25 protein-coding genes and 1 pseudogene are annotated in these 26,432 nt (G+C 61.0%); 12 read left to right on the top strand and 14 right to left on the bottom strand.

Going from position 1 to position 26,432, the window contains the following annotated elements; all coding sequences use genetic code 11:
- The first annotated feature begins 1,099 nt into the window (after positions 1 to 1,099).
- The gene (locus tag AC0L3B_RS36205) at positions 1,100 to 1,318 is read left to right on the top strand and encodes a DUF6894 family protein (protein ID WP_377791128.1); all 219 of its coding nucleotides are present in this window, start codon (positions 1,100 to 1,102) and stop codon (positions 1,316 to 1,318) included.
- On the opposite strand, the gene AC0L3B_RS36200 is transcribed toward AC0L3B_RS36205, so the two are convergent.
- The 9 genes from AC0L3B_RS36200 to AC0L3B_RS36160 all read right to left on the bottom strand — a co-directional run bounded on the left by AC0L3B_RS36200 (position 1,290) and on the right by AC0L3B_RS36160 (position 9,421).
- Entirely contained in the window at positions 1,290 to 1,469 is a 180-nt protein-coding gene (locus AC0L3B_RS36200; RefSeq protein ID WP_143275436.1) for a hypothetical protein, read from the bottom strand. The genes AC0L3B_RS36205 and AC0L3B_RS36200 overlap by 29 nt on opposite strands.
- 173 nt (positions 1,470 to 1,642) lie before the next feature.
- Positions 1,643 to 1,798, bottom strand: a complete 156-nt coding sequence (locus AC0L3B_RS36195) for a carbohydrate porin (RefSeq protein WP_247369116.1) — start codon at positions 1,796 to 1,798, stop codon at positions 1,643 to 1,645.
- Positions 1,799 to 2,218: 420 nt separating this feature from the next.
- Positions 2,219 to 2,932, bottom strand: a complete 714-nt coding sequence (locus tag AC0L3B_RS36190; protein ID WP_026233824.1) for a class II aldolase/adducin family protein — start codon at positions 2,930 to 2,932, stop codon at positions 2,219 to 2,221.
- Positions 2,929 to 4,347, bottom strand: coding sequence for an FGGY-family carbohydrate kinase (locus tag AC0L3B_RS36185; RefSeq protein WP_026233825.1), 1,419 nt, complete (start codon positions 4,345 to 4,347; stop codon positions 2,929 to 2,931). The genes AC0L3B_RS36190 and AC0L3B_RS36185 overlap by 4 nt, the downstream gene beginning before the upstream one ends.
- Positions 4,348 to 4,353: 6 nt before the next feature.
- Positions 4,354 to 5,361: an ABC transporter permease gene (locus AC0L3B_RS36180; RefSeq protein WP_018459498.1), complete on the bottom strand. Its 1,008-nt coding sequence runs from the start codon at positions 5,359 to 5,361 to the stop codon at positions 4,354 to 4,356.
- Positions 5,358 to 6,362 carry an ABC transporter permease gene (locus AC0L3B_RS36175; protein ID WP_018459499.1) on the bottom strand — a complete coding sequence of 335 codons (1,005 nt, stop codon included), beginning with the start codon at positions 6,360 to 6,362 and terminating at the stop codon, positions 5,358 to 5,360. The genes AC0L3B_RS36180 and AC0L3B_RS36175 overlap by 4 nt, the downstream gene beginning before the upstream one ends.
- Positions 6,355 to 7,839: a sugar ABC transporter ATP-binding protein gene (locus AC0L3B_RS36170; protein WP_204510877.1), complete on the bottom strand. Its 1,485-nt coding sequence runs from the start codon at positions 7,837 to 7,839 to the stop codon at positions 6,355 to 6,357. Before AC0L3B_RS36170 ends, AC0L3B_RS36175 begins: the two co-directional genes overlap by 8 nt.
- 102 nt (positions 7,840 to 7,941) lie before the next feature.
- Positions 7,942 to 8,943 (bottom strand): autoinducer 2 ABC transporter substrate-binding protein, encoded by a 1,002-nt coding sequence (locus tag AC0L3B_RS36165; RefSeq protein WP_007608730.1) that lies wholly within the window; start codon positions 8,941 to 8,943, stop codon positions 7,942 to 7,944.
- A gap of 319 nt (positions 8,944 to 9,262) precedes the next feature.
- Positions 9,263 to 9,421 carry a hypothetical protein gene (locus AC0L3B_RS36160; protein ID WP_247479436.1) on the bottom strand — a complete coding sequence of 53 codons (159 nt, stop codon included), beginning with the start codon at positions 9,419 to 9,421 and terminating at the stop codon, positions 9,263 to 9,265.
- A gap of 210 nt (positions 9,422 to 9,631) precedes the next feature.
- On the opposite strand from AC0L3B_RS36160, the gene AC0L3B_RS36155 reads away from it, so the two are divergent.
- The 4 genes from AC0L3B_RS36155 (at position 9,632) to AC0L3B_RS36140 (ending at position 14,431) form a co-directional block, all read left to right on the top strand.
- Positions 9,632 to 10,762, top strand: coding sequence for a sugar ABC transporter substrate-binding protein (locus tag AC0L3B_RS36155; RefSeq protein ID WP_018459502.1), 1,131 nt, complete (start codon positions 9,632 to 9,634; stop codon positions 10,760 to 10,762).
- A 66-nt stretch (positions 10,763 to 10,828) separates the two neighbouring features.
- Entirely contained in the window at positions 10,829 to 12,370 is a 1,542-nt protein-coding gene (locus AC0L3B_RS36150; protein WP_018459503.1) for a sugar ABC transporter ATP-binding protein, read from the top strand.
- Entirely contained in the window at positions 12,363 to 13,475 is a 1,113-nt protein-coding gene (locus tag AC0L3B_RS36145) for an ABC transporter permease (RefSeq protein WP_018459504.1), read from the top strand. The genes AC0L3B_RS36150 and AC0L3B_RS36145 overlap by 8 nt, the downstream gene beginning before the upstream one ends.
- Positions 13,472 to 14,431 (top strand): ABC transporter permease, encoded by a 960-nt coding sequence (locus AC0L3B_RS36140; RefSeq protein WP_018459505.1) that lies wholly within the window; start codon positions 13,472 to 13,474, stop codon positions 14,429 to 14,431. The genes AC0L3B_RS36145 and AC0L3B_RS36140 overlap by 4 nt, the downstream gene beginning before the upstream one ends.
- 244 nt (positions 14,432 to 14,675) lie before the next feature.
- Here AC0L3B_RS36140 and AC0L3B_RS36135 read toward each other — a convergent pair whose 3' ends face one another.
- Positions 14,676 to 15,575: an SMP-30/gluconolactonase/LRE family protein gene (locus AC0L3B_RS36135; protein ID WP_473382246.1), complete on the bottom strand. Its 900-nt coding sequence runs from the start codon at positions 15,573 to 15,575 to the stop codon at positions 14,676 to 14,678.
- A 199-nt stretch (positions 15,576 to 15,774) separates the two neighbouring features.
- Here AC0L3B_RS36135 and AC0L3B_RS36130 point away from each other — a divergent pair, with 199 nt between their 5' ends.
- The gene (locus AC0L3B_RS36130; RefSeq protein WP_473382247.1) at positions 15,775 to 16,800 is read left to right on the top strand and encodes an aldo/keto reductase; all 1,026 of its coding nucleotides are present in this window, start codon (positions 15,775 to 15,777) and stop codon (positions 16,798 to 16,800) included.
- 189 nt (positions 16,801 to 16,989) lie between these two features.
- On the opposite strand, the gene AC0L3B_RS36125 is transcribed toward AC0L3B_RS36130, so the two are convergent.
- A complete protein-coding gene (locus tag AC0L3B_RS36125; RefSeq protein WP_204510883.1) occupies positions 16,990 to 17,793 on the bottom strand; it encodes a DeoR/GlpR family DNA-binding transcription regulator in 804 nt (267 codons plus the stop codon).
- 233 nt (positions 17,794 to 18,026) lie between these two features.
- Between AC0L3B_RS36125 and AC0L3B_RS36120 the strand changes: the two genes are divergently transcribed.
- Genes AC0L3B_RS36120 through AC0L3B_RS36100 form a run of 5 tightly spaced genes read left to right on the top strand, consistent with a single transcriptional unit; the run spans position 18,027 to position 22,969 of the window.
- The gene (locus AC0L3B_RS36120) at positions 18,027 to 19,046 is read left to right on the top strand and encodes an ABC transporter ATP-binding protein (protein WP_085357362.1); all 1,020 of its coding nucleotides are present in this window, start codon (positions 18,027 to 18,029) and stop codon (positions 19,044 to 19,046) included.
- 58 nt (positions 19,047 to 19,104) lie between these two features.
- On the top strand, positions 19,105 to 20,358 hold the full coding sequence (locus AC0L3B_RS36115) for an ABC transporter substrate-binding protein (RefSeq protein WP_085395994.1): 1,254 nt from the start codon (positions 19,105 to 19,107) through the stop codon (positions 20,356 to 20,358).
- A gap of 57 nt (positions 20,359 to 20,415) precedes the next feature.
- Positions 20,416 to 21,324: a carbohydrate ABC transporter permease gene (locus AC0L3B_RS36110; RefSeq protein WP_094183382.1), complete on the top strand. Its 909-nt coding sequence runs from the start codon at positions 20,416 to 20,418 to the stop codon at positions 21,322 to 21,324.
- Positions 21,321 to 22,130: a carbohydrate ABC transporter permease gene (locus AC0L3B_RS36105; RefSeq protein WP_085352716.1), complete on the top strand. Its 810-nt coding sequence runs from the start codon at positions 21,321 to 21,323 to the stop codon at positions 22,128 to 22,130. Before AC0L3B_RS36110 ends, AC0L3B_RS36105 begins: the two co-directional genes overlap by 4 nt.
- On the top strand, positions 22,130 to 22,969 hold the full coding sequence (locus AC0L3B_RS36100; RefSeq protein WP_085385585.1) for an endonuclease/exonuclease/phosphatase family protein: 840 nt from the start codon (positions 22,130 to 22,132) through the stop codon (positions 22,967 to 22,969). The genes AC0L3B_RS36105 and AC0L3B_RS36100 overlap by 1 nt, the downstream gene beginning before the upstream one ends.
- A 177-nt stretch (positions 22,970 to 23,146) precedes the next feature.
- Here the strand turns inward: AC0L3B_RS36100 and AC0L3B_RS36095 are convergent, their stop codons facing one another.
- Together AC0L3B_RS36095 and AC0L3B_RS36090 are read right to left on the bottom strand one after the other, a co-directional pair.
- Positions 23,147 to 23,284, bottom strand: coding sequence for a hypothetical protein (locus AC0L3B_RS36095; protein ID WP_018459404.1), 138 nt, complete (start codon positions 23,282 to 23,284; stop codon positions 23,147 to 23,149).
- 37 nt (positions 23,285 to 23,321) lie between these two features.
- Positions 23,322 to 24,425, bottom strand: a complete 1,104-nt coding sequence (locus tag AC0L3B_RS36090) for a DNA topoisomerase IB (RefSeq protein ID WP_247409098.1) — start codon at positions 24,423 to 24,425, stop codon at positions 23,322 to 23,324.
- A 261-nt stretch (positions 24,426 to 24,686) separates the two neighbouring features.
- Between AC0L3B_RS36090 and AC0L3B_RS36085 the strand changes: the two genes are divergently transcribed.
- Positions 24,687 to 25,511, top strand: a complete 825-nt coding sequence (locus tag AC0L3B_RS36085; protein WP_473382245.1) for a ribonuclease HII — start codon at positions 24,687 to 24,689, stop codon at positions 25,509 to 25,511.
- Between the two features lie 31 nt (positions 25,512 to 25,542).
- Here the strand turns inward: AC0L3B_RS36085 and AC0L3B_RS36080 are convergent.
- Positions 25,543 to 26,120: pseudogene (locus tag AC0L3B_RS36080) on the bottom strand (ATP dependent DNA ligase); the annotation flags it as partial.
- Positions 26,121 to 26,432 lie beyond the last annotated feature (312 nt).

Raw genomic sequence — 26,432 nt, 5'->3', positions numbered from 1 at the left:
GTAGGCGCCGGTGGCTGAGAGACAATTCCGCGCTCCCGCCTGCATGTTAGGAGCGCAAAATGGCCGAAGAATTCAGCACCGAGACACGCCGCCGGCTCGAGCGAGCCAACGAAACCATCGCTCAAAGTCGTCACTTAGCCACGGAACATGGCGCACTCGTCCCTGAGTGCGAACTAAATCTCCGACATAGGCTGCTCAACATAGCCACCCTGCCTACTGATGACCTGGAGCGCCGGGTCCGCGCACCTGAGGGGAGTGGACTGCACCCCCTTGTGGCCCATCAAGTTGCGCCTCGTTCGGAGGAGGTCCGCTCATCGCGCCACAGCAGACTAGGTTGTTCAACTTGAGTTCTTCGCATTTTGACCCATTGCAAAAGCTTCGAGCGTTCGTCTTTACGAACACGTGCTGGGGACCTACTCCATGCCACAGCACGGGATAACCGTTGTGCTCGACATCGCCGGGAATGTCCTCCTTTTAGCCATGAATTGCTTCGGGGTGATTGCGGTGACCCACAGCAGTCGTCAAGCTAATGGCTAGTTTTCTTGATGCAAACTGGCTCACTGTTGGGGACGCTCTTGCAATCCCAATCTGGGCCGAAGCCAGATGCCTGATGAACGGACGGATATCGAACAAGAACGACAGCACAGACACATATCAGAACAACGGCAAAGAGGACGACGAAGACGTCACTGCGCGCGAGCTGCCACCTGAGCCATCTCATCGTTCGCTCCCGGGTTGACTACCATTCTCGCAATTAGCCTCGCCTCGCTAAAGATTCATTCGACCAATTCGGAGAAATTGAGCAATTGGCGCGAGGCCAGCTTTTGGCCCATCGCTTCCTTACGCGGTGTCGCTGCATGTCGGTTCACAAGGGCAGACCGGAAGTTTGCAGCCAGGGGCCAGCGTCGGCGGCTTGTGACCCGTTGCTAACGTGAGCTAGTGAGCCTTCATTGCGCGCAATAGAAAACGAAGGCCCGGGCGTTCGTCATGCTTAAGACAGCGGATCCGTTTGCGGGTCGGTTATCTCGGACTACGCAGCGTGGAGCGCTGCTCATTCCACGCCGCCAGCAGAGGTTTCAGCAGCTCGTCAAGCTGAAGCGTGCTGGGTTGGCGGCCGGACGGGACGGCATTGAAGGATCCATCGGGATTGGACTGCCGTGACGATGAAGATGCCCTGGCCAAAGCCAGGACCACCGCCAGCGAGATTGCGTCTGCCCCCCGCGTGCACGACCCGCGCCGCATCGCAATTGAGGACGAGGCCAGCCGGCAAGTTACCATCATTCCAGTGATCAATCACCACACCAACATAGGAGGATGACTCCGTGGCTGCCGACAAACCGGTCGGCGACAACGCGCAAAGGCGCGGTGAAGAAGCGGTCGCAGACCAAGACCAGGATGGGCGGCGCGACGACCTGGACCAAGCGTGACAGGTCGAGCAGCGAGTTCATGGCCTTGAAGTAGACCAGCAAGAAAACTAGCGCCAGAAAAAGTGATCTCGTTCAGGCTTACCGGAAAACGAGTCCGGCTGCGAGAAAAGCCTTCGGCGACATAGAATGGGCCCCTCCGCCCGACATGGACCCATTCCACAGGAAAAACACGGGGCGATCTTAGCGGCCAGGACATGCCCCGCGTAGTTTCCGGATTACGAACGCGCGTTGTAGTCAGTGGATGCCACGAAAGTTCGGTAATCGCTGTCGAGCTGCTGGGCGCGTTTCGAGATATGCGCATAACCAAACGCGATCCCAAGCTTGTCATCGGGACGTTTTGTCGCTGATGAACTCCAGGCCGGCGTCGGCATAAAGGTCGATCAGGTTGCGGTCGGCAGGGGCGCCGGAAACTCTGCCGAATATGTCGATGCGCGGTCGTCGCTGCCTCATATTTCTTGAGGACGGTGGAGTCGTGCGACTACAGTTCTCGCGAAAGCTGCTCAAAGCTGCTAACGTTTCTTCAAACGTAGACGCTGGTTTATGATTTACGGTAACCTCTTTCGCTCATCGCCATTGCTCTCTCCGGAGATCCAGGTGGCCTGCTGTGCTTTGAGTCCAAAGCCCGTTGCTCTTGCTTGCGTGTAGAATCGGTGGTGGGCGGCCTCACTCTTCCGCCACTCTCAGCTTGAAAGCACCCTAGCCAACGTCCGTTGACACCTTTGCGACTGTTGCAACATTCGCGTGGGCCGGTGCTGACCGAACTCGGTGGCAGCTGTCCGTGAAATCCACCATCAATGTGCTGTCCGTTTCGAGTCCAGTAAGGCGCGCGGAACATCGCCGACATCGTCAAGGTCAGGCGCCTGGCCGTATCCCATGCGTTTCATCTGCTCATGTACCTGCGCCATTTCAGCGTCGCTGAGGCGCGGCGGCTCGCCGATAGCCAACGCATGGACATACATCTTCGCCAGCGTCTCCACCTCCAAGGCGAGCCAAAGCGCCTTTTCAAAGGTCTGGGCCGTCACGATCAAGCCATGATGGCCAAGGAGGCAAGCGTCGCGATCTTCGAGGGCCTTGAGGGCGTAGTCCGATAGTGCCTGCGTGCCGAAACAAGCATATGGCGTACACCGGACATCGTTGCCACCCGCAACTGCGACCATATAGTGGAAGCAGGGAATATCACGTTCGTGAACGGCGAGAATCGTGCTGAAGGTGGAATGCGTATGCAGCACGACGTTGACGTCTTCGCGTGCTCGCAGAATATCGCGATGAAAGCGCCATTCGGATGAAGGCCGATGGTTGCCCTGGTAGTTCGCGGCAAAATCCATCGCGACAATGTCCTCTGGCTGCATCCGATCATAGGGCAGACTGGTAGGCGTGATTAGCATGCCGTTTGGAATCCGGTGCGAAAGATTGCCGGATGTGCCCTGATTGAGACCGTTTCGATTCATCTCCCTGCAGGTATCGACAATGCCTTGGCGGAGATCGGCATGATTACGGTCTGTCATGAAGCGGGCTCCGAGAAAGCGATCCAGGACTGGTAAGCGGTGGAAAGGTCGCGCGGTTCGAACCTATCGTTGCTGAGTGATGTGACGGCTTCAAGGATCACGCTTGAAACCGGCAGCGTACGCGAGAATCGCCGCCACAGCAGCGCAGCGCCAAGCGCCGTTCCGTCGGGAGATCGACTCACCCAGACACTCTGCGAGGATCGCAAAGTCGCAAGACAACGGGCGAAGGGCAGGTTTGCGGCAAAGCCACCATCGATGACTATGCGTTTTGAGCTCTCGAGCGCATCAAGGCAGCGGTTTGCGCTGAACGCTGCGTAGAGCACCGCCAATGCCTGCCATTCGGCAGGCGTTTCGGGGGGCGGCCCGATGACCCGTCCGCGGCGAGCAGCGCCCGGAAACAATCCATCATCGCCGACGAATGAGGGGAGCGCCAGGGTTCCTCTCGACAGCAGGGTGGGCAATGCGGCAAGGACGGCTGCATCAGAAGTAAAATGTTCCCCGCGGATGAGGTCGTATTCGCGGCCGGCCGCGATCAACGTCGAAGGTGCATTCTCCCCATCGACATCGATATTGAGAACCATCGCGCGCGCGCAATCGAGTTTGTCCAGGGGGAGGCCGCGCTGAAAGCCGATCATCCAAGTACCGGTCGATAGGATCGAGGCATCGGCCATGCCGGCGGCCTTGTAGCGAAACAGGTTGGCGTTGGAATCATGCACGCCGCAGAGGATCTCGGTCGATTGCGCCAGGCCAGTGCGCCTGGTTACAGATTCCGAAACCGTCCCTAGCACCTCACCGGCGGGTACGCATTCGGGCAACAGATGGCTCCAACCGCGCTTACGCATAAGAGAAGAAGGCTGACGGTGGATGAGGTCCCAGATATGGCTCTGAGCCGCGAGCTGCGAGATTTCGCTGGCCGCACGTCCACCAAGCCGCAGGGCGAAAAACTGCGCGGTGGTCAGATAGGCTTTTGCGCGAGCGAATTCGACGGGATACGCGCTTTCCTGCCAAAGCAGCTGTTTTCCGAGCCGCATCGCCCCTCCGATTCCGCAAAACACCTCATCGTAACCAGGCGCGATCCGGGCATATGCTTCATCGATTGCGGGCGGAGAGACGGCATCATAGTCCATCATCGGCAGCACTGGCGTATCACCGTCGACGAGAACCGCGCCGCATCCATGCGCAGCCACGATCACGGCGCCAATGGCATGGCGTTGAGACACGTCGGCAAGGGTATCGAGAAACCACTCTTCTAACCCGGCAAGGTCATAGGCGAGGTACGACCCCTGAGCCATAGGCACATTTGGAAGCCCATGTGTTTCGAGCGGCCAGCCGTCGTCGCTCGCCACGACCAGTTTGAGATTGGTCTTGCCGATGTCGAGAACTGCAATAGGGTTCGAGACGATCGAGCGCATCATCGCCGGCTACCGCGGCGCTTTGCCGGCGACATGAGGAACCGCCGCGACGGCAATCAAGATTCCACCCCAGATCGCTAGCGTGAGGAATTGGCTGAGGTTCAGAAGGTTGAATGCCGAGGAGATCACCTGAAGGATGATCAACGCAAGCAATAGCCCGCCGACTTTGCCGAAGCCGCCAAACGGATCGATGCCGCCGAGCACGGCCGCGAGAATGGTGACCAGCAGATAGCTCTCGCCGTATGCCGCGTTGGCCGAATTGAAACGTGCCAACATGACGACCGCCGCCACGCCCGCGAGCAAGCTGGAAAATACATAGAGTTTGAGGAGGACGGCGCGGGTATTGACGCCGGAGTAACGGGTCGCCTTCTCGTTCGAGCCGATCATGTAAACCTTTGCACCGAACGGCGTCGCGTTCAGCATGAGCGCGACGGGCAAGGCGCAGAACGCAAGTACGATCAGAGCAAAGGGTACCCCGAAAACCGTTCCGTTGCCGATAAACACAATCGGCTCCGGGAATCCGGAGATGACGTTACCGCGCGACAGGCCGATCGCGAGACCCTTGCAGAGCGTCATCGTGCCGAGCGTGGCCAGGATCGGCGAAACGCCGAGATAGGCGATGACAAAACCATTGAGGAGGCCGACCAATGCAGCCACTGCAAATCCTGCAGCGATCGCAAAGACCTGAATGCCGACCCAGGCAAGGCCCTGGCTCCCCGGGATGTAGCGCGTCAGCAGGAAGGCGATGGTCAGTCCGGACAGATTGGCGGTTGCGATGATGGAAAGGTTGAGTCCACCAGATAGCAGGGCCAGCATCATCGCCAGTGAGAGGATGCCAAGTTCGGGCATCTGGAAAGCCATGGATTGCAGCGTGTTGACCGAGAAGAACCGATCGCCGATCGTGATCGCGAACACGACCCAGAGTGCGAACAACAGCAGGATGAGGGTGGCGACTGTGCCGCTGCTGGCGAGACCGACCATGCGCCGGCGAAGCGAGAGGGCAGGGGCGTTGCTCATCGGGGCGCGCTCCGGGTTCGCCGCTCGCGCTGCGACCAGGCGGTCGCAGAGACCGAAATAAGAATAACCAAGCCGACGAAGAACGGCGACCAGTAGGACGAAACGCCCAGCAAAATGATTCCATTTTGGAGTACCGCGAGCAGTGTCAGGCCCAAAAACGTGCCGAAGACCGTGCCGACGCCGCCCATCAGGCTGGCGCCGCCGAGCACGACGGCAGCGACCACATCGAGTTCCTTGCCCACCAGCACCGTCGGGGCAACGGACTGCGCGAGTTGTGCCTGAATCAGGGAGGCGATTCCGGCCATGACACCCATGTAGCAATAGACCAGTATATTGAGGCCGAAAATGTGGAAGCCGAGCCGCTGTGCGGCGTCGGTATTGCCTCCCATGGCATAGATTTGCCGGCCGATATTGGTTCGGTTAAGCAGGAGCCAGGTGACGAGAAATGCCAGCACGAGCGCGAGGATCTGCAGATTGACACCGTACGAGCTATCCTTGCCCCATTCGAACTCGAACCAGAATATTCCGGTCGCAAACCAGTCGGGCAACGAATAGATGTATTTGCCGCCGGTGAAGAAGATCAGAAGCCCATAGAAGATGTTCAGCGTCGCGACCGAAACGATGATCGATGGTATTCGAAGTTTCTGGATGAAAATCGCGTTGAGGGCACCGAGCGCACCGCCAATTCCAATCGCGATGGCGAAGACGCCGATCCAGTTCGCCCCGTAAGCATTGGCAAGCGAAAGTGTGACATATTGCGCCACCGACGCGGTCGCGGTGAATGAGATGTCGATTCCACCGGCGATCAGGACGACCAGCAGCCCGAGCGCTAGGATGCCGACAAATGCATAGGAGGTCAGCAGATCAAACAGATTCTGCATGGTCAGGAATTGGGCGTTCGCGAAGCCCAAGCTGGCGCAGAGCCCAAGGATGACTATCAGCAGCCAGAACTCATGGCTGCGACGAAACCTGCCGAATGATGCCATGTGCGATTCAGGCATTGACGGCCTGCCCAAGCGCATCTTCGGAAGTGGCTGCGGCAGGCACGTCGGTTGTCAAACGACCATCCCGCATCACCAGGACGCGATGACTATGATAAAGGACCTCGGAGATTTCGTCCGATATCATCAAGACCGCGACGCCGTCGCGGGCCAACCGCCGGATGATTTCGTAAATGCCGTCCTTGGCGCTGATGTCGACGCCCACCGTGGGGCTATCGAGGATAAGCACCCGCGGATTGGTCGCCATCCATTTGGCGAGCACGACCCGCTGCTGGTTGCCCCCGGAGAGCGTCTTCACCGGGTTGGCGGGATTGGAGACCTTGATCCCGAGTTCAGCAACCCACCGAGCGACATGGGTCTGTCGCGCGCGTGCGGCAATCAGGCCGAACGCGCCAGCCAGACGATCCAGCACCGCAAGCGTGACGTTCGCCGTGACGGACTGATTCAGGATGAGACCAAGCGTAAGCCTATCTTCGGATACGTAGGCGATCCCTCGATTGATCGCCTCTGCATTTGTACGGAGGGCGATGGGCCGCCCGTCAAGTGCGATAGTGCCGCGATCGGGCGGCTTCATGCCGAACAGGGATAGCGCCAATTCGGTTCGCCCTGAGCCGAGCAGACCGGTGAGACCCACTACTTCGCCCGCGCGCAACTGCAAGCTTACATCCTCATACTCGCCCTCGCGGCCCAGGCCCTTAACTTCCAGCACAACCGGGCCAGCGGCAAGCTCAGGCGCCTGTATCTGATACTCGAAGGACTTGCCAGTCATCAGCTGGCTGAGTTTCCGCCCATCGATTGTGTCTGCGGCAAAAGTACCGACTTTGGCGCCATCCCGCAGCACCGTTACGCGCTGGGCGATTTCAAGCACCTCATCGAGACGGTGGCTGACGAAAACGACGCAGATGCCGGCACGCTTCAGCTCGCTTACGAGCGCGATCAGGGCGTTCACCTCGTGGCGGGTCAACGATGCCGTCGGCTCATCCATAATCAGGAGTTTGGCATCCGCAGCCAAGGCGCGGCAGATCGCGACCAGCTGGCGTCCGGCAATGCTGAGCTCTGACACTTTCGCGTCCGGGTCGAACGCAACGCCGATCTTTGCCATTGTGGCCTTCGCGGCGGCGCGCATTGAGGCCCAGTTCACCGAATGGAGGCCGCCAAGATGGTGCGCCATCGCGATATTCTCGGCGACGGTGAGGTTGGGGAATAGCGAAAGATCCTGGTAGATGACCTGAATGCCGCAATGCGTGGAGTAGACCGGGTTCAGTTTAGGATATTCCTTGCCGGAAATTGCGATACGGCCGCCAGGCTCCGGTGCCTCGACGCCCGAAATGATCTTGATCAGGGTGGACTTGCCGGAGCCGTTTTCACCGACCAGGCAATGCACCTCGCCGACTTCCAGAGTGAGATCGACGTCGCGGAGCGCGTGCACGCCGCCGAAGCGCTTCGATATGCCGGACATTTCCAGGAAAGTCACCAAAGGTTCGCCTGCAATGGAGTCGTGCGATCACTCGAGTGGTCCCGCATTCCCGACCGGAAGGGCCGGGAATGCAGCGCGACGAGGCGACTAAACCGGTCCGGCCTAGAGCCCTCCCGCGATCAGACCGTCGATGGTTTCCTTGTTGATGCGCATGATCTTGTCCACCTTGATCTGCTTTCCTGCAACGTCGACGGCTGCCTTGCCAAGGCCGGGTACATCGACGCCATCCGTGATCGGCTTGCCATCGAGCACGAGTTTGGCCACCGCGACCATCGCGTAACCCGCATCGGTGGGATTCCACAGAAAACCCTCGCGGATCGTATCATCCGCGATAAGCGACTTCGCCTGGCTTGGCAGTACAGTGCCGACAACGGCGATCTTCTTGCCAAGACGTTGCTGACGCACAGCATTTCCGGCCCCGATTGGTCCGTTCGAACCGAAGCCGAGAATACCACGCAGGTTGGGATAGGCCTTGATCACGTCAAGCGTCGTGCGCTGGCTGGTGTCGATCTCGTCGGCGCCAGGGAAGCGGTCGGCGACGAGCTTCATTTTTGGAAAATTTTTCTGCTGGTAGGCAATCGCGGCATCGGCCCATTTGTTGTGAAGTGGCGTCGTAAGAGTCCCGACATAAACCACATAATCACCTTCGCCGCCCATGTCCTTGGCGAGACGTTCCATCTGCACCTCGCCGAACCGAACGGAGTCGATCAATTCCACATTCCAGTCACGGCCTTCCTGTTCCGGACCCTCATGCGTGATGACCTTGATTCCGGCGGCCTGGGCGCGCTTCAGTACGGGCTCGCAGACTTTTACATCAAGCGGCACCAAGCCGATCACGTTGACCTTCTTGGCAATCAGATCCTCAAGCAGCTTTACTTGCTGTGCCGGATCGACGTTCGCCGGGCCAACCATAGTGGCATTAATGCTGAAATCCTTCGCACCCTTCTGGATTCCCTTTTCAAGTGCGTTGAACCACGGAATTCCCGCGATCTTCACGACCGTGACCATTTCCTTTTGGGCTTGCGCAAAGGCAAAGCCCGGAAAACCGGCACCGGCCAACGCGGCCGTACCACCGATCAGCTTGAGCGTCTGGCGTCTGTCCATTGTTCCCTCCCAGGAAACGATCTTGGATTCCGCACCCTTGACCTGACAGTCGCTGGGTGGGGCAGTCGAGCCTGTTCTTGCTTGGGGGCAGAAAGTGTTGCCTGTCCAACCGCAGGACCTTGAAGGACATTAGAGACCGGCGCTTCAGAACGTGTCAAGCAAGTGACATGTTCGCCAGCCACCGTCGCGGTGCGATACCTGATCTCGCCGTCGAGCTGCTGAGTGAGGAGCTGCGAGCGATCGGCGTTGCTACAGCCATTATCTTAGCGGAGGAGCGCCAGGCCGCCGGACGAAAGCAAGTAGTCCCAGCCTCTGGTTTTCAAAACCCGGCTTCAGCAAGCGGGCTTCGTTCGGCTTCGCGTAGCGATTCACACTTTTCCCTGAGTGTCATTTTTTTCGTCACGCGCGTGGATGCCACCATGAAAGCCCGGCCATCGCCAGCTTCGCCGTTGCACAATCCCTTGCCGCCCACGAACATCCGACTGTCATTGTTACGTTTTCTGCTTCCACAATTGCCGTCGGTTTGGCCGTGCGTTCAGATCGTGTCTCGCGCCGGAGCGTCCGCCCTCGGCTTGTCAGCATCGCAAGCTGCGTGCCATCCTAGCCCGACACGCGCATGGGAAGGTCAATTCCCGGCATGGCTACGCGCCGCGTTAGGGTGGAACACAAACGCTCAGGGAGACACGACATGGTGTGGACGCTTCGTCTGGCGGGGCTGGCTTGCGCCGGCTTGCTGTTGTCATCGGTGAGTGCTCTGGCAGGTCCAAAGGTCGTCTCCGGTCCCGGCGCCGACCCCGCCTGCTTCAAGCCGTGGTCGTCCGAGACCAAATTCTTTCAGTGGCCCAAGAAGGCGGGCCCCTACAGAATCGCGCTGGTCAACGGTTTTGTCGGCAACACCTGGCGCATCCAGATGGTGAAGACTGCCAAGGCTTTCGCCGATCAGCCGGGTATCAAGGAGAACATCAAGGAGTTCAAGGTTGTTTCCACCGGGACCGATGTCGCGGCGCAACTTGGCGCGATGGAGGATTTCATCAACCAAGGCTTCGACGCAATCGTTACCATTGCGGTAGCTCCCGACGGTTTTGATCGCATCATCCGTCTTGCCGACAAGAACAACGTCGTGGTGGTGCCGTTCGACAACGTCCTCGACACCGACAAGGTGATGATGGTCAACGAGGACCAGAAGGAAATGGGCCGCATGTCGGCCAAATGGCTGATCGACGAGAGCGGCAAGAAATCCGGCGACATCCTCGAAGTCCGTGGCCTCCCGGGAAACTCCGTTGACCGCGATCGTCATCTCGGTTTCCGCGAGGTAATAGAATCGCCCGGCAACAGCTTCAAAATCACCGAGGTGGTTGGTAATTGGGACACCGGCACCTCGCAGAAGGTGACTGCAGATGCGTTAGCTGTGCATGGTCATTTCGACGGAGTATTCACCCAAGGCGGATCCGACGGCACCGTGCAGGCACTGATGGCTGCCAAGCATCCCTTTGTGCCGATGTCGGGCGAGGGCGAAAACGAGTACCGTAAACAGATTGCCGATCACGCCAAGGACGGACTAAAGGGAATGTCCTACGGCCAGTCGCCGGCGCTGGTGGCGATCGCGACCAAGGCGGCGATCTCGGCGCTGCAGGGCAACATTATGCCGCAGCTGATCTCGATCCCGATTCCAGTGGCGACCTACAAGGATCTCAAGCCGGGCACGAATTACTGGCCCGAGCTCAATGCCAACTTCTTTGCGCCGAACCAGTTCACACCGTGCGGCGTGAACTTCACTGCACCGGAGATCATGTCGCAGAGCGAGAAGAACACCCAGTGACGGCTCCAGCGATGTCTCTGTCACGGCCCGGCATTCGCCGGGCCGTCGTTGCGTGAAGGCCCGGCCATGCCGGCTGCCGATCCGACGCAATCCGCCTTCCTGGAGCTTGCCGGCATCTCCAAGCGCTATGCCGGCGTTCGCGCGCTTGAAGGCGTCGACTTCGCCTGCGAACGCGGCAAGATTCATGCCGTGCTGGGCGAGAACGGCGCCGGCAAGTCGACCCTGATCAAGATCATTGCCGGTGTGGTGCAGCCCGACAGCGGTCGCATGCGCCTCGCGGGGAGCGAGGTCAGCTTCGCCACGCCGTCGGCGGCGAATGCGGCCGGTGTCGTCTGCATCTTTCAGGAACTATCGCTGATGCCCGACCTCTCGGTCGCGGACAACATCTCCATTGCATCCCCGCCGCGGCGGTTCGGCCTGATCGATGCGAAGGCGCAGCGCCGCCGCGCCGAAGAGCTTTTGTCCGAGATCGGCTGTGAGGACGTCAACCCCCTGAGGCGCGTGCGCGATCTGCCCCTATCGAGGCGCCAGGTGGTCGAGATCGCGAAGGCGCTCGGCAAGCGGCCGCAGTTGCTGATCCTCGACGAGGCGACATCGGCACTGACGAGCGCCGATGTGGAGAAGGTTTATGCGATGCTGGCGCGGCTCAAGGCCGAGGGCGTCGCAATCCTGTACATCTCGCACCGCATGCACGAGGTCGAGGCGCTCGCCGACCGGGCCTCGGTGTTTCGCAACGGCCGCCATATCGAGACCTTCGACAAGGGGAGGCGTTCGACCGCCGATATCATCCAGCTCATGATTGGGCGTGACATCGCGGCCCAGTATCCGCCCAAGCCGGCGCGAAATGCCGCGAAGCCGGTGCTGGCGCTCGAGAACCTGTGCTGGGAGAGGCAGCTCGATCGCATTTCACTGAGCATCGGCGCCGGCGAGATCGTCGGGCTCGGCGGTCTCGACGGGCAGGGCCAGAAATCCCTGTTGCTTGCGCTGTTCGGTGTTTTGCGCGGTGTCACTGGTCGCCTCACGGTGGCAGATCGCGAGGTACGTCCCGGCTCCCCGGCGGCGGCAAAATCGGTCGGCATCGCACTCGTGCCTGAGGACCGCAAGACCGAAGGACTGATGCTGCCGATGTCGATCGCAGACAATCTTGCGATCGCATCGCTCGACGCGCTTTCGACTGGCCCATTCATCGATACCGGGAAGGAACGCACCGCGATCCAGCGAGCCATCGCGAGGCTGCAGATCAAGTTGGACGCCGCGAGTGATGCGGTCTCGACGCTGTCGGGCGGAAACCAGCAGAAGGTCGTGCTCGCCAAATGGCTGATGACCGATCCGCGCATCATCCTGCTCAACGATCCCACGCGCGGAATCGACGTAGGCACCAAGCAGGAGCTCTACCGGCTGATGCGCGAACTCGCCGACCAGGGCGCCGCAATTCTGTTCTACTCAACCGACTATGACGAGCTGATCGGCTGCTGCGACCGCGTCGTCATCATGTATGACGGCCGCATCGTGCGCGAGCTCGAGGGCGACGACCTCACCGAGACCAACATTGTCGCAAGCTCCCTGAATGTCGACACCGATACCGCAGCGAGGGCGGCGCATGCTTGACGATCTCGCGATCAGGATCCGCCAGAACATTGGTCTGGTCACCGCCATCCTGTTGTTCTGTGCTCTCTACATTTTCTACAACGCCGCGCATCCCCGCGGCTTCTCCTCCGCCGTGCTGGTGCAGAATGGCGACGAAATCTTTGCGCTCGCCATGCTGGCGATGGCGCAGACAGTGCCGGTCTTAATGTCGGGCCTTGATCTCTCCGTCGGAGCGGTCATGACCATGGTCGGCTGCTTTGCAAGCTACCTCCTGACCGGCGCGGCAGGTGGTGCGCCGCTGCATCTCGACCTGTTCGGCGTGCATCTCGGCCTCGGCACCTTTCCGGGCGGCGTGAGCGGCATTCTGCTCGGGATCGCCGTGTGCCTTGTGATCGGCGCGGCGGCCGGCTTTATCAATGGTTGCGTCGTCGTCTATGGGCGCATCCAGCCGATCATCGCGACGCTTGCGACCGGCGCGGTCTACATCGGCATCGCGCTTTTCCTGCGTCCGACCCCGGGCGGCAAGATCGATGTTGATCTGAACTGGGCGCTGACTAACTCGCTCGGCGATTTCGCCTCGACTGTGCACATCTTCGACGATGGCGCGGCTGCCTGGTTTGCGCCGTTCGCCTGGATCCCGGTCCCCTTCGTGCTTCTCGTTCTCATTCCGCTGCTGGTATGGGTGCCGTTCCGCCGCTCCGTTCTCGGCCGCGCCGTCTATGCGATCGGCTCGGCCGAGGGCGCAGCTTATATGTCCGGCCTTCCGATCGAGCGCGCCAAGATCGCCGCCTTCACGCTCGCGGGCTTCTTCGCCGGCTGCGGCGGTCTCTTCCTTGCTATCCAGACTTCGTCTGGGAATGCGGACATTCCGCAGGCCGGCGCCTATACGCTCAACTCGATCGCCTCCGTGGTGATCGGCGGCACTTCGCTGCTTGGCGGAACCGGCAGTGCGATCGGGTCGATCTTCGGCGCTATGGTCTTGCGCGTGATTTCCTTCTTCTTCCGCATCTTCGACATTGCCCCTCTTCTGCAGCCGCTGTTCGAGGGCGTGATCCTGCTCGCTGCCGTCAGCATCGGCGCGTTGGGTATGCTGCGCGTCAAGAACACGTTGGAGCTGTTTCGATGACGGCGGCCTCATTCAGCCTCTCGCGCGACGATCGCCCGATCCTGATTGCGGCGGTGTTCATCGTCGTCATTCTCGTCGCGGGTACGGTTTACACATTCGCCCGTTTCGGCAGCGCTCCCCTGTTGTCTCCGGCCTATCTTCTGCAGCAATTGCAGATCGGTGCGTTCCTCGGGATCGTCTCGGCCGGCATGATGATCGTGATCCTGATAGCGCAGATTGATCTGTCGGTGCCCTGGACGCTCGCGGCCGCGGCCATGATGGCGACCTCGGTCGGCGGTCCTCTCGCAATTCCGGTCGGGCTCGGGGTCGGCGTTCTGGTCGGGCTCGTCAACGGCGTCGGGGTCGCGTATCTGCGGGTCCCCTCGATGATCTTTACGCTGGGCGTGAATGCCGTGATGCGCGGCCTGATGGTCGCGCATACTGGCGGCTACGCACCTCAGACCGGGGCGACCGACCTGATGCGGATGCTGGCGGGCGATCGTACGCTCGGCATTCCCAACGCGCTGTTCGTCTGGGCCGGGGTGTCCGTGCTGGTGGTCGTGATCCTGCAGCGCATGTCGCTCGGCCGCTACATCTACGCCATCGGCAACAAGGAGGCGGCGGCCTATCTCGCCGGCGTCAACACGCGCCGCGTCACGGTGGTCTGCTTCGTCCTCTGCGGCCTTGCTGCCGCGCTCGCGGGCGTGCTGCTCGCCGGCTATTCCACCAAGGCCTACCAAGGCATGGGAGACGCCTATCTGCTGCCCTCGATCGCCGCCGTCGTGATTGGAGGCACCAACATCCTCGGCGGCCGCGGCCGCTATCTCGGCACGCTGATCGGCGTCGTCCTGATCGTGCTCCTGAACAGTGTATTGTCGATCATGGAGATGCCGGAGGCGGGCCGCCAAGTGATCTATGGTCTCGTTATCATCTTCATGCTGCTCGTCTACGGGCGGGGCGAACGCGTCACGAGCTAGATGGCCAGCCTAAGGTGGCCCGCCTTCTTTACAAATTGGAAATCATCGTAAATCAAAATTTTAGCGAAACGAACTGCCTTGCTCGACACAGTATCCGCGAGCTCAGAGACCGGCAAGTTCGGATCGCGCGCTATCGAGGAACTTGAATCCGATCTGCAGGGCGACGAGGGCACCGACGGCCGGCGAAAGCGCGGTCAGAACGGCTGAGGATGGCGCCGCACGCCGCCCCGCGCCGCCTTTTCCCTTACACGGCCGCGCGCGTATTGAGGAAGATCGAATACAGCGATGTCTGTCCGCAAATGTAGAGACGGTTGCGCTGCGGACCGCCGAAACAGACATTCGCCACGATCTCGCCGATGGGAATGGTGCCGATATGTGTCCCGTCGGCTGCGTAGCAGAACACGCTCCGTCCCGCCGACGTCCAAACGTTGCCATGGATGTCGCAGCGAAATCCGTCGTAGAGGCCGTCGGGGCAGGTGGAAAACAGCGAGGGCTCAGCGACCTTGTTTCCCCGGACCTTGTAGGACCAGATCGTCGTGGGCAGCCCGTCGACGTGGGTCGCGCCGGTATCGGCGACATAAAGCAGCTTCTCGTCTGGCGAGAACGCCAGCCCGTTCGGCTGCACGCGGTCAGAGACGACGAGGCTGATCTCGCCGCCCGCTGGATCGATCCGATACACGTGGGAGGCGCCAATCTCGGATTTGGTCTGCTGGCCCTCGTAATCGCTGTCGATGCCGTATGTCGGATCCGAAAACCAGATCGAGCCGTCCGATTTCACCACGACATCGTTGGGCGAGTTCAGCCGACGCCCTTCGAACTGCTCGGCAAGCACCGTGATGGAGCCGTCATGCTCGGTCCGGGTGACGCGGCGCATGAAGTGCTCGCAAGTGACGAGCCGCCCCTCGTGATCGGTCGTGTTGCCGTTCGAGTTGAAGCTCGGCGAGCGGAACACCGACACCGATGAATCCGTCTCGTCGAAGCGCATCATCCGGTTGTTCGGAATGTCGGACCAGATCAAATAGCGGCCGGCCGGAAAGTAAGCGGGTCCTTCGGCCCAGCGGCAGCCGCTGGTGAGTTTTTCGAGATTGGCGTGACCAAAGACCAGGCGAGCAAAGCGTGCGTCGTGCGTAACATAGGGGAGCATCGTTCCTCCTCGTTGCCGCAGGCCGTGAAGTGCCCGCGTGCCGGTTCCGCTTTTCTTAGCAACCCGAATGTATGAGCGGAATAGTCTTGTACGAGACCCGTAATCCTCGCGTTGACACCTGACGGCAAATACATACGCTGCGCGTCGCTGCAATGAGACTAGCGCGGATCGAGGCGCGGAGAAGGAAGTGCAATCCACCATGGTTTCGCAATCGGCTTTGCCGCGCCGCACACTTGGCCGGACCGGTCTCGAAGTTTCCATCCTCGGGTTCGGAACCGCACCGCTCGGCGATCTCTTTCTCGAGCTCGACGACCACACTGCAATTGCCGCAGCGAGCCGTGCCTTCGAGCTCGGCATCAATCTGCTCGATACATCGCCGCACTATGGCAACGGCCTGTCGGAGCATCGCTGCGGAACGGCGCTCCGGCGCGTGCCGCGCAAGGATGTGGTGCTTTGCACAAAAACCGGTCGCTGGATGGATCCGTTTCACCAGCCGGAGACTCGGTCCGGATTTATTGGTGGACAGCCGCACCGAGCCGTCGTCGACTATTCCTATGATGGCACCATGCGCTCGGTCGAGCAGTCGCTGTTGCGGCTTGGCACCGACCGGATCGACCTGTTGCTGATCCATGATGTCGATGTGTGGACCCACGGTAAGGACGCGATCGAGGATCGGTTTCGCGAAGCGATGTCCGGGGCCTATGTAGCGCTGGACAAATTTCGTTCCGAAGGTGTGGTCGCGGGCATCGGGATCGGCGTCAACGAGGCGGAGATGTGCGTGCGCTTTGCGCAGGCCGGGTCCTTCGAGGTGATGCTGCTCGCCGGGCGTTATTCGCTGCTGGAGCAGCCAGCACTCGAGGAGTTCATGCCGCTGGCGCTGAAGCAGGGCATCGCGGTGCTGCTTGGCGGCGTGTTCAATTCGGGGATTCTGGCGACGGGCGCCATCAAGGGCGCCAAGTACAATTATCAAGACGCACCGCCGCAGATCCTTTCGAAGGTTGCTGAGATCCAGCGTATCTGCGCAGCTCATGACGTAGCGTTGCCGACGGCCGCTCTACATTTTGCGCTGGGTCATCCCGCGGTCGCGAGCGTGGTTCTCGGGGCGCATAATGCGCAGGAGGTCGAGCGCAATGTGGCAGCGCTGACCACCACAGTGCCGGGCGCGCTCTGGAGCGATCTCAAGGCCGCGTCCCTGCTGGAATCGGAAGCGCCTGTTCCGAGGTAGACCGGATGAACACGCTTGAATTGGTTCAAGCCGAGGGCTCGGATCACCGGGAAAACAGCTCCCCACCGCTCGAGCTCGCCCCCGTAGGTGCGCGGCACGTGGGACTGGCTCAGTGCCGATTGCGGCGCGGATTGTCGGCCGTGCGTTGAAGTCCGCGATCGATCTGAGCAAGGGAGTCTATGTTGTCCGCTAGGTATGGCCAAGGCGTTCGAAATCTGCGCGGGCGTCGCGGGCCGTGTGGATCAGACCGCCATATCTGTCCGCGATTGGCTTAAACGATCCAGGCAATCGATCATCGATGACGAGATGGTGGCAGTCGTCGAGATGGCCGCCCCGGACCGTCGCATTGCGACCGAACTTGGTGATGTCGGCCACTAGCACGGACGTTCGCGAATTGGCCACAATGGATTGACGCGCCTTGACTTCATCGGCATGGAAATCGAGCAGCGTGCCGTCCTCATCAATCCCCCCGACACCGAATATACCAAAGTCGGCGCGGAAACCCGCGAAGAAGCGCGCAGCCGACTCGCCAATGATATCGCGATCGAGTTGCCGCAGCGTGCCGCCCGCGATGCTGATCTCCACGTCCGGATTGTGCGCGAATGCTGCGGCCACGTTCAGGCTGTTGGTGATCACCCGCAGATCCCGACGGCGGGAGAGCGCCTGCGCGACGTATTCGGGCGTCGTGCCAAGTCCGATCATCAGTGACGTCCCGTCAGGGATGAGGTTGGCGGTCGCGTGCGCGATCCGCCGTTTCGCGCTGGCGTTTAACCTGTGCCTGCTGCCATAGGCGAGGTTCTGGTTCTGGACCGGGAGGCCGACCCCGCCATGCACCCGCCGGAGCAGGCCCTGGTCGCAGAGTGCATTCACGAGGCGGCGAATGGTCTGCTGAGTGACATCGAAACGCACCGCGAGCTGCTCGATGGAGGCGAAGCCTTGCTCGCGCACGATCTCTAGTATGTGGGTCTGACGGGTCGTGGCGGTCCTGAGCATAGGCCCTCCGTTCTCAACGAAAGTATCATTTGAACTCCAAGGACGCAATTTTCTGGTTTCATATGGCGTTACGCTATGTTCAAATGAACATCGTGGTGGCTACGCCGACGAATGCGCGTGGCACGAGGGAGGGCGCATGGACCGGTCTGTCTGCGGTGAGCGGCCTTGCATGGGTCCGTTGCAGCGAGCCGTCGCCAGCGGCGTAGCCGCATCACGGTGAGAGCGAACAGGCCATGTCAGCGATCACGCTGAGTCATGTCTCCAAGTTCTGGGGCGCGATGCGCGCCGTCGATGACGTCAGTCTGACAGCGAACGAGGGCTCGCTACTTGTGCTGCTGGGACCGTCCGGCTGCGGTAAGTCGACCACGCTGCGGCTGATCGCCGGGCTTGAGGATGCTGATGCCGGTACGATCGCCATCGGCGGCGTCGACGTGACCCATCTGACCCCGGCGCAGCGGAATATCTCCATGGTCTTCCAGTCCTATGCGCTGTTTCCGCATTTGAGCGTAGCCGAGAACATCGTCTTCGGACTGCGTGTGCGTCGCGTGTCGCGCGCGGAACGAGACGAGCGGCTCCGGCGTGTGGCCGAGATTGTTGGCCTTGCGCATCTGCTTGAACGCAAGCCGTCGCAGCTATCTGGCGGCCAGCGCCAGCGGGTTGCACTGGGACGAGCCATCATTGCGGAAGCGCGGGTCTGCCTCATGGACGAGCCGCTTTCAAATCTGGACGCCAAGCTGCGGCATGAGATGCGGACGGAGATCCGCGCCCTGCAACAGCGGCTCGGAATGACGATGGTCTACGTGACCCACGATCAGACCGAAGCCATGACGATGGCGGATCGCGTCGTGCTGATGCGCGATGGTCGTATCGAGCAGAATGGCACACCAGAGGAGCTATATAACCGGCCGGCGACGGCATTCACGGCGCGGTTCATCGGCACGCCGCCGATGAACCTGTTGCGCCAGGGTGATCATCTCATCGGCATCCGGCCCGAGCATATCCGCATCGTGTCGGGCGGGGACCATTTTGCGCGCGTCAGGGCGATCGAGCATCTTGGGGCCGACAGCATCGTTCTGTGCGAGGTCGATGGTCAGCCCATCTCGGTGCGGCTCGAAGGTTTCAGCAAGGTTCGGCCAGGCGAGGATGTCCGGATCGCGTGGGAACCCGGGCTCGAGCATCGGTTCGATTCAAGTTCGGAAACTCGCTTGGAGACCATCGTCACAGAGGGCCAGCGGGCGATATCCGGTCGATAGCAGCGGCTGTTTCAAACGCAGTAACGAAGGAGATTGTCCCATGTTTGCGCGACGAACGATGTTGATGGCAGCGGCGTTTGCCGTACTCTCGATGGCTGCACGCCCGGCTGCCGCGGTGGATCTGACCATGTACTATCCGGTCGCGGTCGGCGGTCCCGTCACCAAGATCATCGACGACATGGTCTCGCGCTTCGAGAAGGACAATCCCGACATCAAGATGACGGCGGTCTATGCCGGCAACTACACGGATACGATGACCAAGGCGATGACCGCCATGAAGGGCGGGCAGCCGCCGCAACTGTCGGTGTTGCTGTCGACCGACGTGTTCACGCTGATGGACGAGAACGCGATCGTGCCGTTTGACGATCTCGTCGGCGACAAGGCCTGGTTCAAGGAGTTCTATCCGGCGTTCATGGCGAACGGGCAGATCGACGGCAAGACCTGGAGCGTGCCGTTCCAGCGTTCGACCATCGTGCTGTACTGGAACAAGGACGCCTTCAAGGAGGCGGGCCTTGATCCCGAGAAGGCGCCGGCGTCCTGGGACGAAATGGTCGAGATGTCGAAGAAGCTGGTCAAGAAGGATGGCGGCAACACGACGCGCTGGGGCATCGAAATTCCCTCGACCGGATATGCCTACTGGATGCTGCAGGCGCTGGCGATCGAGAACGGGCAGAAGATGATGAACGAGCCCGGCAACGAGGTCTATCTGACCGCTCCGAAGACGGTCGCTGCCCTCGAGTACTGGGTCGACCTGTCGCGCAAGCACAACGTCGCTCCGGCCGGCAGCATCGATTGGGCGACGCTGCGCAACGATTTCCTCGAAGGCAAGACGGCGATGATGTGGCACACCACCGGCAATCTGACGGCGGTCAAGGACGCCGCGAAATTCCAGTTCGGTGTGGCCATGCTGCCGGCCAGGGAGCGGCGCGGATCACCGACCGGCGGCGGCAATTTCTACATCTTCAAGAGTGCGTCTCCCGAACAGCAGAAGGCGGCCGTCAAGTTCATTCAATGGATCACGGCTCCGGATCGCGCGGCCGAATGGAGCATGAAGACCGGCTACGTGGCAGTGTCGCCGGCCGCCTACAAGACGCCGACGATGGAGGCCTACGCAAAGGCCTTCCCGCAGGCCACAGTTGCGCGCGATCAGCTGGAGCATGCGGTGCCGGAGCTCTCCGTTCATGAGAACGGCCGCATCTACAAGTTCGTCGGAGATGCCGTGCAGGCCGCGATCACGGGCGCGCAGAAGCCGCAGGAGGCGCTGGCCGCCGCGCAACAGCAGTCCGACCGCGTCTTGCGCGCCTACAAATAGGGACGTGGCGGGATGGCGCGCCACCGCCATCCCGCCGGCTCACAGATGTCCGACTCCATGGTCTCATCGCCAATAGCCCCGCGCCGTGCCCGATCGCAAGCGTGGTGGAACACCGTGAATGCCTGGCTGCTGCTGCTGCCGGCGGCCGTCCTGCTACTCGCATTCACGCACTTTCCGATTCTGGCGACGATCCGGCATTCGCTGTTCGTCACGCGCCGCAATGGCACGGAGGCCTTCGTCGGGCTTGACAGCTATCGGTCCATGGCGGCCGATCCGATCTTCTGGAAGGCGCTGGTCAATAATTTCTGGTTCGCGCTCGGCACGATCCCGACCTCGATTGCCCTGGCCCTGGTGATGGCGATCTGGGTCAATCGCAACATACGCGGCCGCGGCTTTCTGCGACTGGCCTATTTCACGCCGACCGTGCTGCCGATGATCGCCGTCGCCAATATCTGGCTGTTCTTCTACACGCCGGATTACGGGTTGCTGGATCAGTTGCGCGGCCTTTTCGGTCTCGGTGGCTGGAACTGGCTGGGCGATCCCTCGACGGTGATGAGCTGTCTGATCGTGATGGTGATCTGGAAGGAGGCCGGCTTCTTCATGATCTTCTACCTGGCGGCGCTGCAGCAGCTCTCGCCGGACCTCGAAGAGGCCGCGTCCATCGAAGGCGCGAGCCGGTGGTACACGTTCCGCCGGATCACGTTCCCATTGCTGATGCCGACCACGTTGTTCGTGGCGATCAACGCAGTCATCAACTCCTTCAAGTTGGTGGACCATCTGGTCATCATGACCAAGGGCGGTCCGAACAACGCCAGCACGCTGCTGCTCTACTACATTTATGAGGTTGCCTTCACCTTCCAAGATTCCTCTTACGCGGCAACGCTGACGGTTGTGCTTCTGATGCTGCTGAGCTCGGTTGCGCTGATCAAGTTCGGTTATCTCGATCGCAGGATCCACTATCAATGAGAGGCCGGACACGCCCCATTGAGGCCGTCGCAGCATGGCTCCTGGCTTTGATCTGGCTTGCCCCATTGGCCTATGCCTTTTGGAGCGCGCTGCATCCGGCCGCTTACGCCACGTCGTTCAGCCTGTCCGCGCCTTGGACGCTGGAGAATTTTGCCCGGGCCTGGAACCAGGCGCCGTTCGCTCGGTACTATCTCAACACGGTGGTGCTGGTGACGCTGATCCTGGTTGGTCAGCTCATCCTGTCGACGCTGGCCGCCTATGCCTTTGCGCGCTTCAGGTTCAGGGGCAGCGGCATCGCTTTCGCCCTCGTTCTGCTCCAGCTGATGATCATGCCCGACGTCCTGATCGTCGAGAACTACCGCGCGATCGCCAAGCTGGGATTGCTCGATACGATCCCTGCGATCGCGCTGCCCTATCTCGCGAGCGCCTTCGGCATCTTCCTGCTGCGGCAGACCTTCAAGGGGGTGCCCCAGGAGTTGGTCGAAGCCGCGCGGGTCGAGGGAGCGGGTCCGCTCGGAATCCTGTGGCGGGTCTATGTCCCGCTGGCTCGCCCGACCTATGTCGCCTTTGGCCTCGTCTCCGTCAGCTATCACTGGAACAATTTCCTGTGGCCGTTGATCGTCACGAATTCGGTGGAAGCGCGGCCGCTCACCGTGGGGCTTGCCGTGTTCGGCGCGCCTGAGACCGGCGTGGATTGGTCAGTGATCACGGCGGCAACCGTGATGACGATGGCGCCGCTGCTGATCGCGTTTCTGCTGTTCCAGCGTCAGTTCGTCCAGTCATTCATGCGTGCAGGCATCCGTTAATGAGACTTCTCACCTGGAACATACAGTGCGGAAAGGGCTGCGACGGCGTGACCGATCTGGCAAGGATCGTTGCCGTCGCTCGACAGACGCTCGATGCGGACGTGTTCTGCTTCCAGGAGGTGAGCGCGAACTTCTCGAGATTTGGTGATGGAGCGGATCAGAGCGAACAGCTGGCAGCCCTTTTGCCCGGCTACTCCGCAATATTCCGGCCCGCGATCGAAACTGTCGATCCTGATGGCAACCTCCATCGCTTCGGTAACATGACGCTGTCGAGGTTGCCGGTGCTGCAGATTGCAAACCATCTGCTGCCATGGCCCGCCGCAGCCGCGGTGCGGAGCATGCGCCGTCACGCCCTGGAGGTGACGGTTCAGGCCTCGTTTGGCGTGGTCCGCGTCGTCAACACGCATCTCGAGTTCCATTCGGCCGGCCAGCGCGAGGCACAGATCGCTCGCCTGCTGGATTTGCAGGAGGACGCGTCAATGAGTCCGAAGCAGGCCGGCTCCCGGCACGATGAGCCGTATGAAAGTCAGACCGTCGCGGCGTCGAGCCTGCTGTGTGGTGATTTCAATTTTGACGTTGCCGACCCTCAGCACGCATTGATTGCCCGATCTGGCCGGCCTGGTCTGGCGTATCGGGATGCATGGACCGCCGATCGTCCCGGCCGCGCGCGTGCGCCGACTTGCGGAATCTACGACCGCGCGCAGTGGGCCGAGGGGCCCGACTGCCGCGACTTCATTTTCGTGACGGAAGATTTGACCGGCTACGTTCGCAGCATCGAGGTCAACGAAGCGACGGATGCATCCGATCACCAACCCATTGCAATCGAAGTTTCGGAATAGAGGAATAGAGGAATAAAGGAGCTACTAAAAAGTTGTCGTTGCAAGGGGGGCTTCCTCGGTCTACATCGCGATACGTCTGAACTCGGTCAAACACGCCACGATGAACGCGACGGCGGCTGACCCCAAAGCCCCGCCTGAATTTATGCACTCTGGCAGGTGGGCCAACACGTGATTGATTCAGAAGGCGTCCAATGCCCTTTTACGTTTGGCCGAAAGCGCGAAGGCGGCAAGCAAGCCGACAATAACAAGCACGCCGGCCAGCTTCTGTTCGCCTTCGACAGCTTCCGGCACCTGCCGAGGCGTGCGCGCAAGCATCGAGGAGGACGCGGGCGTCCGGAGACTGGTACGCGAGCTAGGCGGGCGCCTTCAGAGAATTGAGACGCTTGCGGAGAAATGCCAGCACCACGATCTCGTCGGGAGTGAGCTTGGCGTACTGGCGCTTGAACTTCTGCGCGATCTTGGCATCAATCATCTTCACGAGGTCACCAGACATGTAGGCGTTCAGGACTTCCGGGTGCACGTAGCACTTGCGGCAGATCGCCGGTGTGTTGCCGAGCTGCTTCGAGACGCTTTCGATGGCGGCGACGACGTTGCGCTTCGCCTCGGCCTGGCTATCGTACTTCTTGAATTCGGTCAGGGCCAACGCTGCCAGAACCGTTCCCGCCCAAGTCCGAAAATCCTTGGCACTGAAGTCCTCGCCCGTGATATCCTTGATGTAGGCGTTGACGTCGCCGGAATCGACGGTGCGGGGCTGTCCGTCGTCGTCCAGGTACTTGAAGAGCTCGTGTCCGGGGATCTCCGCGCAGCGCTTCACGATCGCGGCTATCCGCTTGTCCTCGACGCGAAGCTTCCACTGTTTGCCCGACTTGCCCGTAAAGTCGAACCGAAGGACGCCGCGCCCGACCGCGACGTGCTTGCGGCGCATAGTGGTGAGCCCGTAGGACTTGTTTTTCTCGGCATACTCGGCGTTGCCGACCCGGATCAACGTCTTCTCCAGAAGACTGGCGATCGTGGCCAGCACCTTCTCGCGGGGCAGTCCGTCCCGCTTCATGTCGGCGGCGACCCGCTCCCGCAGCGCTGGCAGCGCGGCCGCGAACTGGATGATGTGCTCGTACTTGTTCTGGTCGCGCAACTCGCGCCATTTTGCGTGGTAGCGGTACTGCTTGCGGCCCCGCGCATCGAGCCCGGTTGCCTGGATGTGGCCGTTCGAAGACGGGCAGATCCACACGGATTCGTAGGCCGGCGGGATGCCGATTGATTTGATGCGTCGGATGACGGCGGCATCGGTGATGCGCTTGCCGTCCTTGTCGTAGTAGCTGAAAGTGGTTCCAGTCCGCTTGCGCGTGTACCCCGGCGCGGAGTCGCTGACATACCGGAGGCCTTCTTCCGCGATGGTGGCCGCGACCCCGGCGGTGCGGTCCAGAACCTCTTCTTCGTTGCTGGTTTGTCGGAGCATGGGCCGGTCCCCTCGGAAGCACCCTGGGATCGAGGCTCCACTCATTCTAAAGGGATGAAGACACCGGTTGGTTCCGCTCGGAGGTCGGTGGACGCGAGGTGTGGATCAGTGGCCCTCCAGAACAGCGGGACCTCAGATGGAGAGCCGGTCCGGTTCTTTCGACAAGGTGTTGCGCAGTCGATGACGGCATGGTCTAGCTTCAGACAATCGCCACAAATTTCACCGACACGCTTCCCGCAGTCAATCTTCAGGAAGGCCGCCATGTCCCAGTATTCACTCGATGAATTGCGGCGGCGCTATGTCGTCGAGAAAAGACCGCTCGAAGCCAGCATCGAGCAGATCTTGCGGGCCGACGCCCGCGCGGGAGCCCGTGCCATCCTGGCCTCAATCGATAAACGGCGCTCCGAAAATAGGTCCGAGGGGCAGCGCCTGCGAAAGATGCTCCGCTTCGAGAGCTCTCTCTGGGAAAGCGGCCATCATGCCGTGGCAGGCGTGGACGAGGCGGGAATGAGCCCTCTCGCCGGGCCAGTCTCTGCTGGCGCCGTGATCCTGAAGCCCGGCACGCGGATAATCGGAATCGACGACTCGAAAAAACTCGATGCCGCCGCTCGCGAAGAACTCGCGAAGGAAATCAAGGAAAAGGCAGAGAGTTGGTGTGTAGCATTCGTCGAGGTCGAGGAGATCGACGAAATCAACATCTATTGGGCAGGCATCCAGGCGATGCAGCGCGCGGTCCGGGGCCTAGGGTTGGCGCCGCAGCACTTGCTGATTGACGCGAAGCGGTTGAAGGAAATCGAGATCCCTCAGCAGTCCATCATTAAAGGCGACGCCAAGTCCGCCAGCATCGCCGCCGCCTCCATCCTCGCGAAAGTCGAGCGCGACAGCATAATGCGGACGCTCGATGTGCGTCACCCCGGCTACGGATTCGCGGATCACAAGGGCTACCCGGTGCCGGCTCATTATCAGGCGCTCGCCAGGCTTGGTGCATGCGCAGCTCACCGGAGGTCGTTCGGACCAGTACGCAAGGCCCTCGGACTGCCGCCCCTGCCGCCGTGGCCTTCGGCATCCGAGCGCACCGCTGGTTGAACTCCTGGGGTCCACGTTTCGTCTCGGCGTACTATTTTCGCGGCCATTTCTTTTCGCGAACCACGTCCTTGGCCAATTTGTCCGACCTCAGGCCGAGATAGACTGGCTGGCGCAGCTCGCCCTTGCTGGTCCATTCCGCTAATTTCACTTCCGCGACCAACGAAGGATGCACCCAGGTCGTGACCCGCTCATCCTTTACTTTGGCCGGGGAAGGGCGACTTGGCTGTCTTGAGCCTCACGAGCTTGTTGTGAAGCTCTTCGAGAACTTGGTGGCTGAAGCCGGTGCCGACGTGGCCGATGTACCGCCATGCATCGTCGTCGCGTACCGCCAGCACGAGGGCGCCGAAGAAGGGCCGGGTTCGCCTCGGCGCCGTGAAGCCGGCGATCACTACCTCCTGCCGCTGTGCGGTCTTTACCTCAGCCAATCGGCGGTCCGGCGTCCGGACGCGTACAGGCTGTCGGCGCGCTTGGCCATGACGCCTTCGAGATGTCTCAGATCGGCTTCTCTGCAAAGAATTTTGTGCCGCTGCCCTTGGGGTGCTTGCTGAACGCGGTCAGCTTGTGGCGCGGCAGGAGGGCCTTGAGCCGCTTCTTGCGCTCGAGAAGCGGTAGCGCCCATTCTCGCCTACAGTTCGGCCGACATCGTCAGCCCGCAGGTCCGTCAGGGCGACATTGATGCGTGCACCTATAATCGTCAGCAGGCCGAAGGTCAGCGCGGGGCGAGAACAATAAAGGCAGGGGCGATGAAAGCGCAGCTGCAACATTCGTTTGCGGCTGCGCCTGTTCGAAACGTTCAGACGTCACGTTTTCGGACTTGGTTGGGGCATAGGTGCGGCTTGAGGACTTTGAGAAGGTGTCGGATTGCTCTGCTGCTGAAGCGCCGCGGGGTCGCCGCCCGCATGAGGGACGCACGTACCGATG

The organism is Bradyrhizobium sp. Kon56, assembly GCF_055807635.1.
Note: the sequence above shows the minus strand (reverse complement) of the source record. Positions and strands in the feature narration are given on the sequence as shown.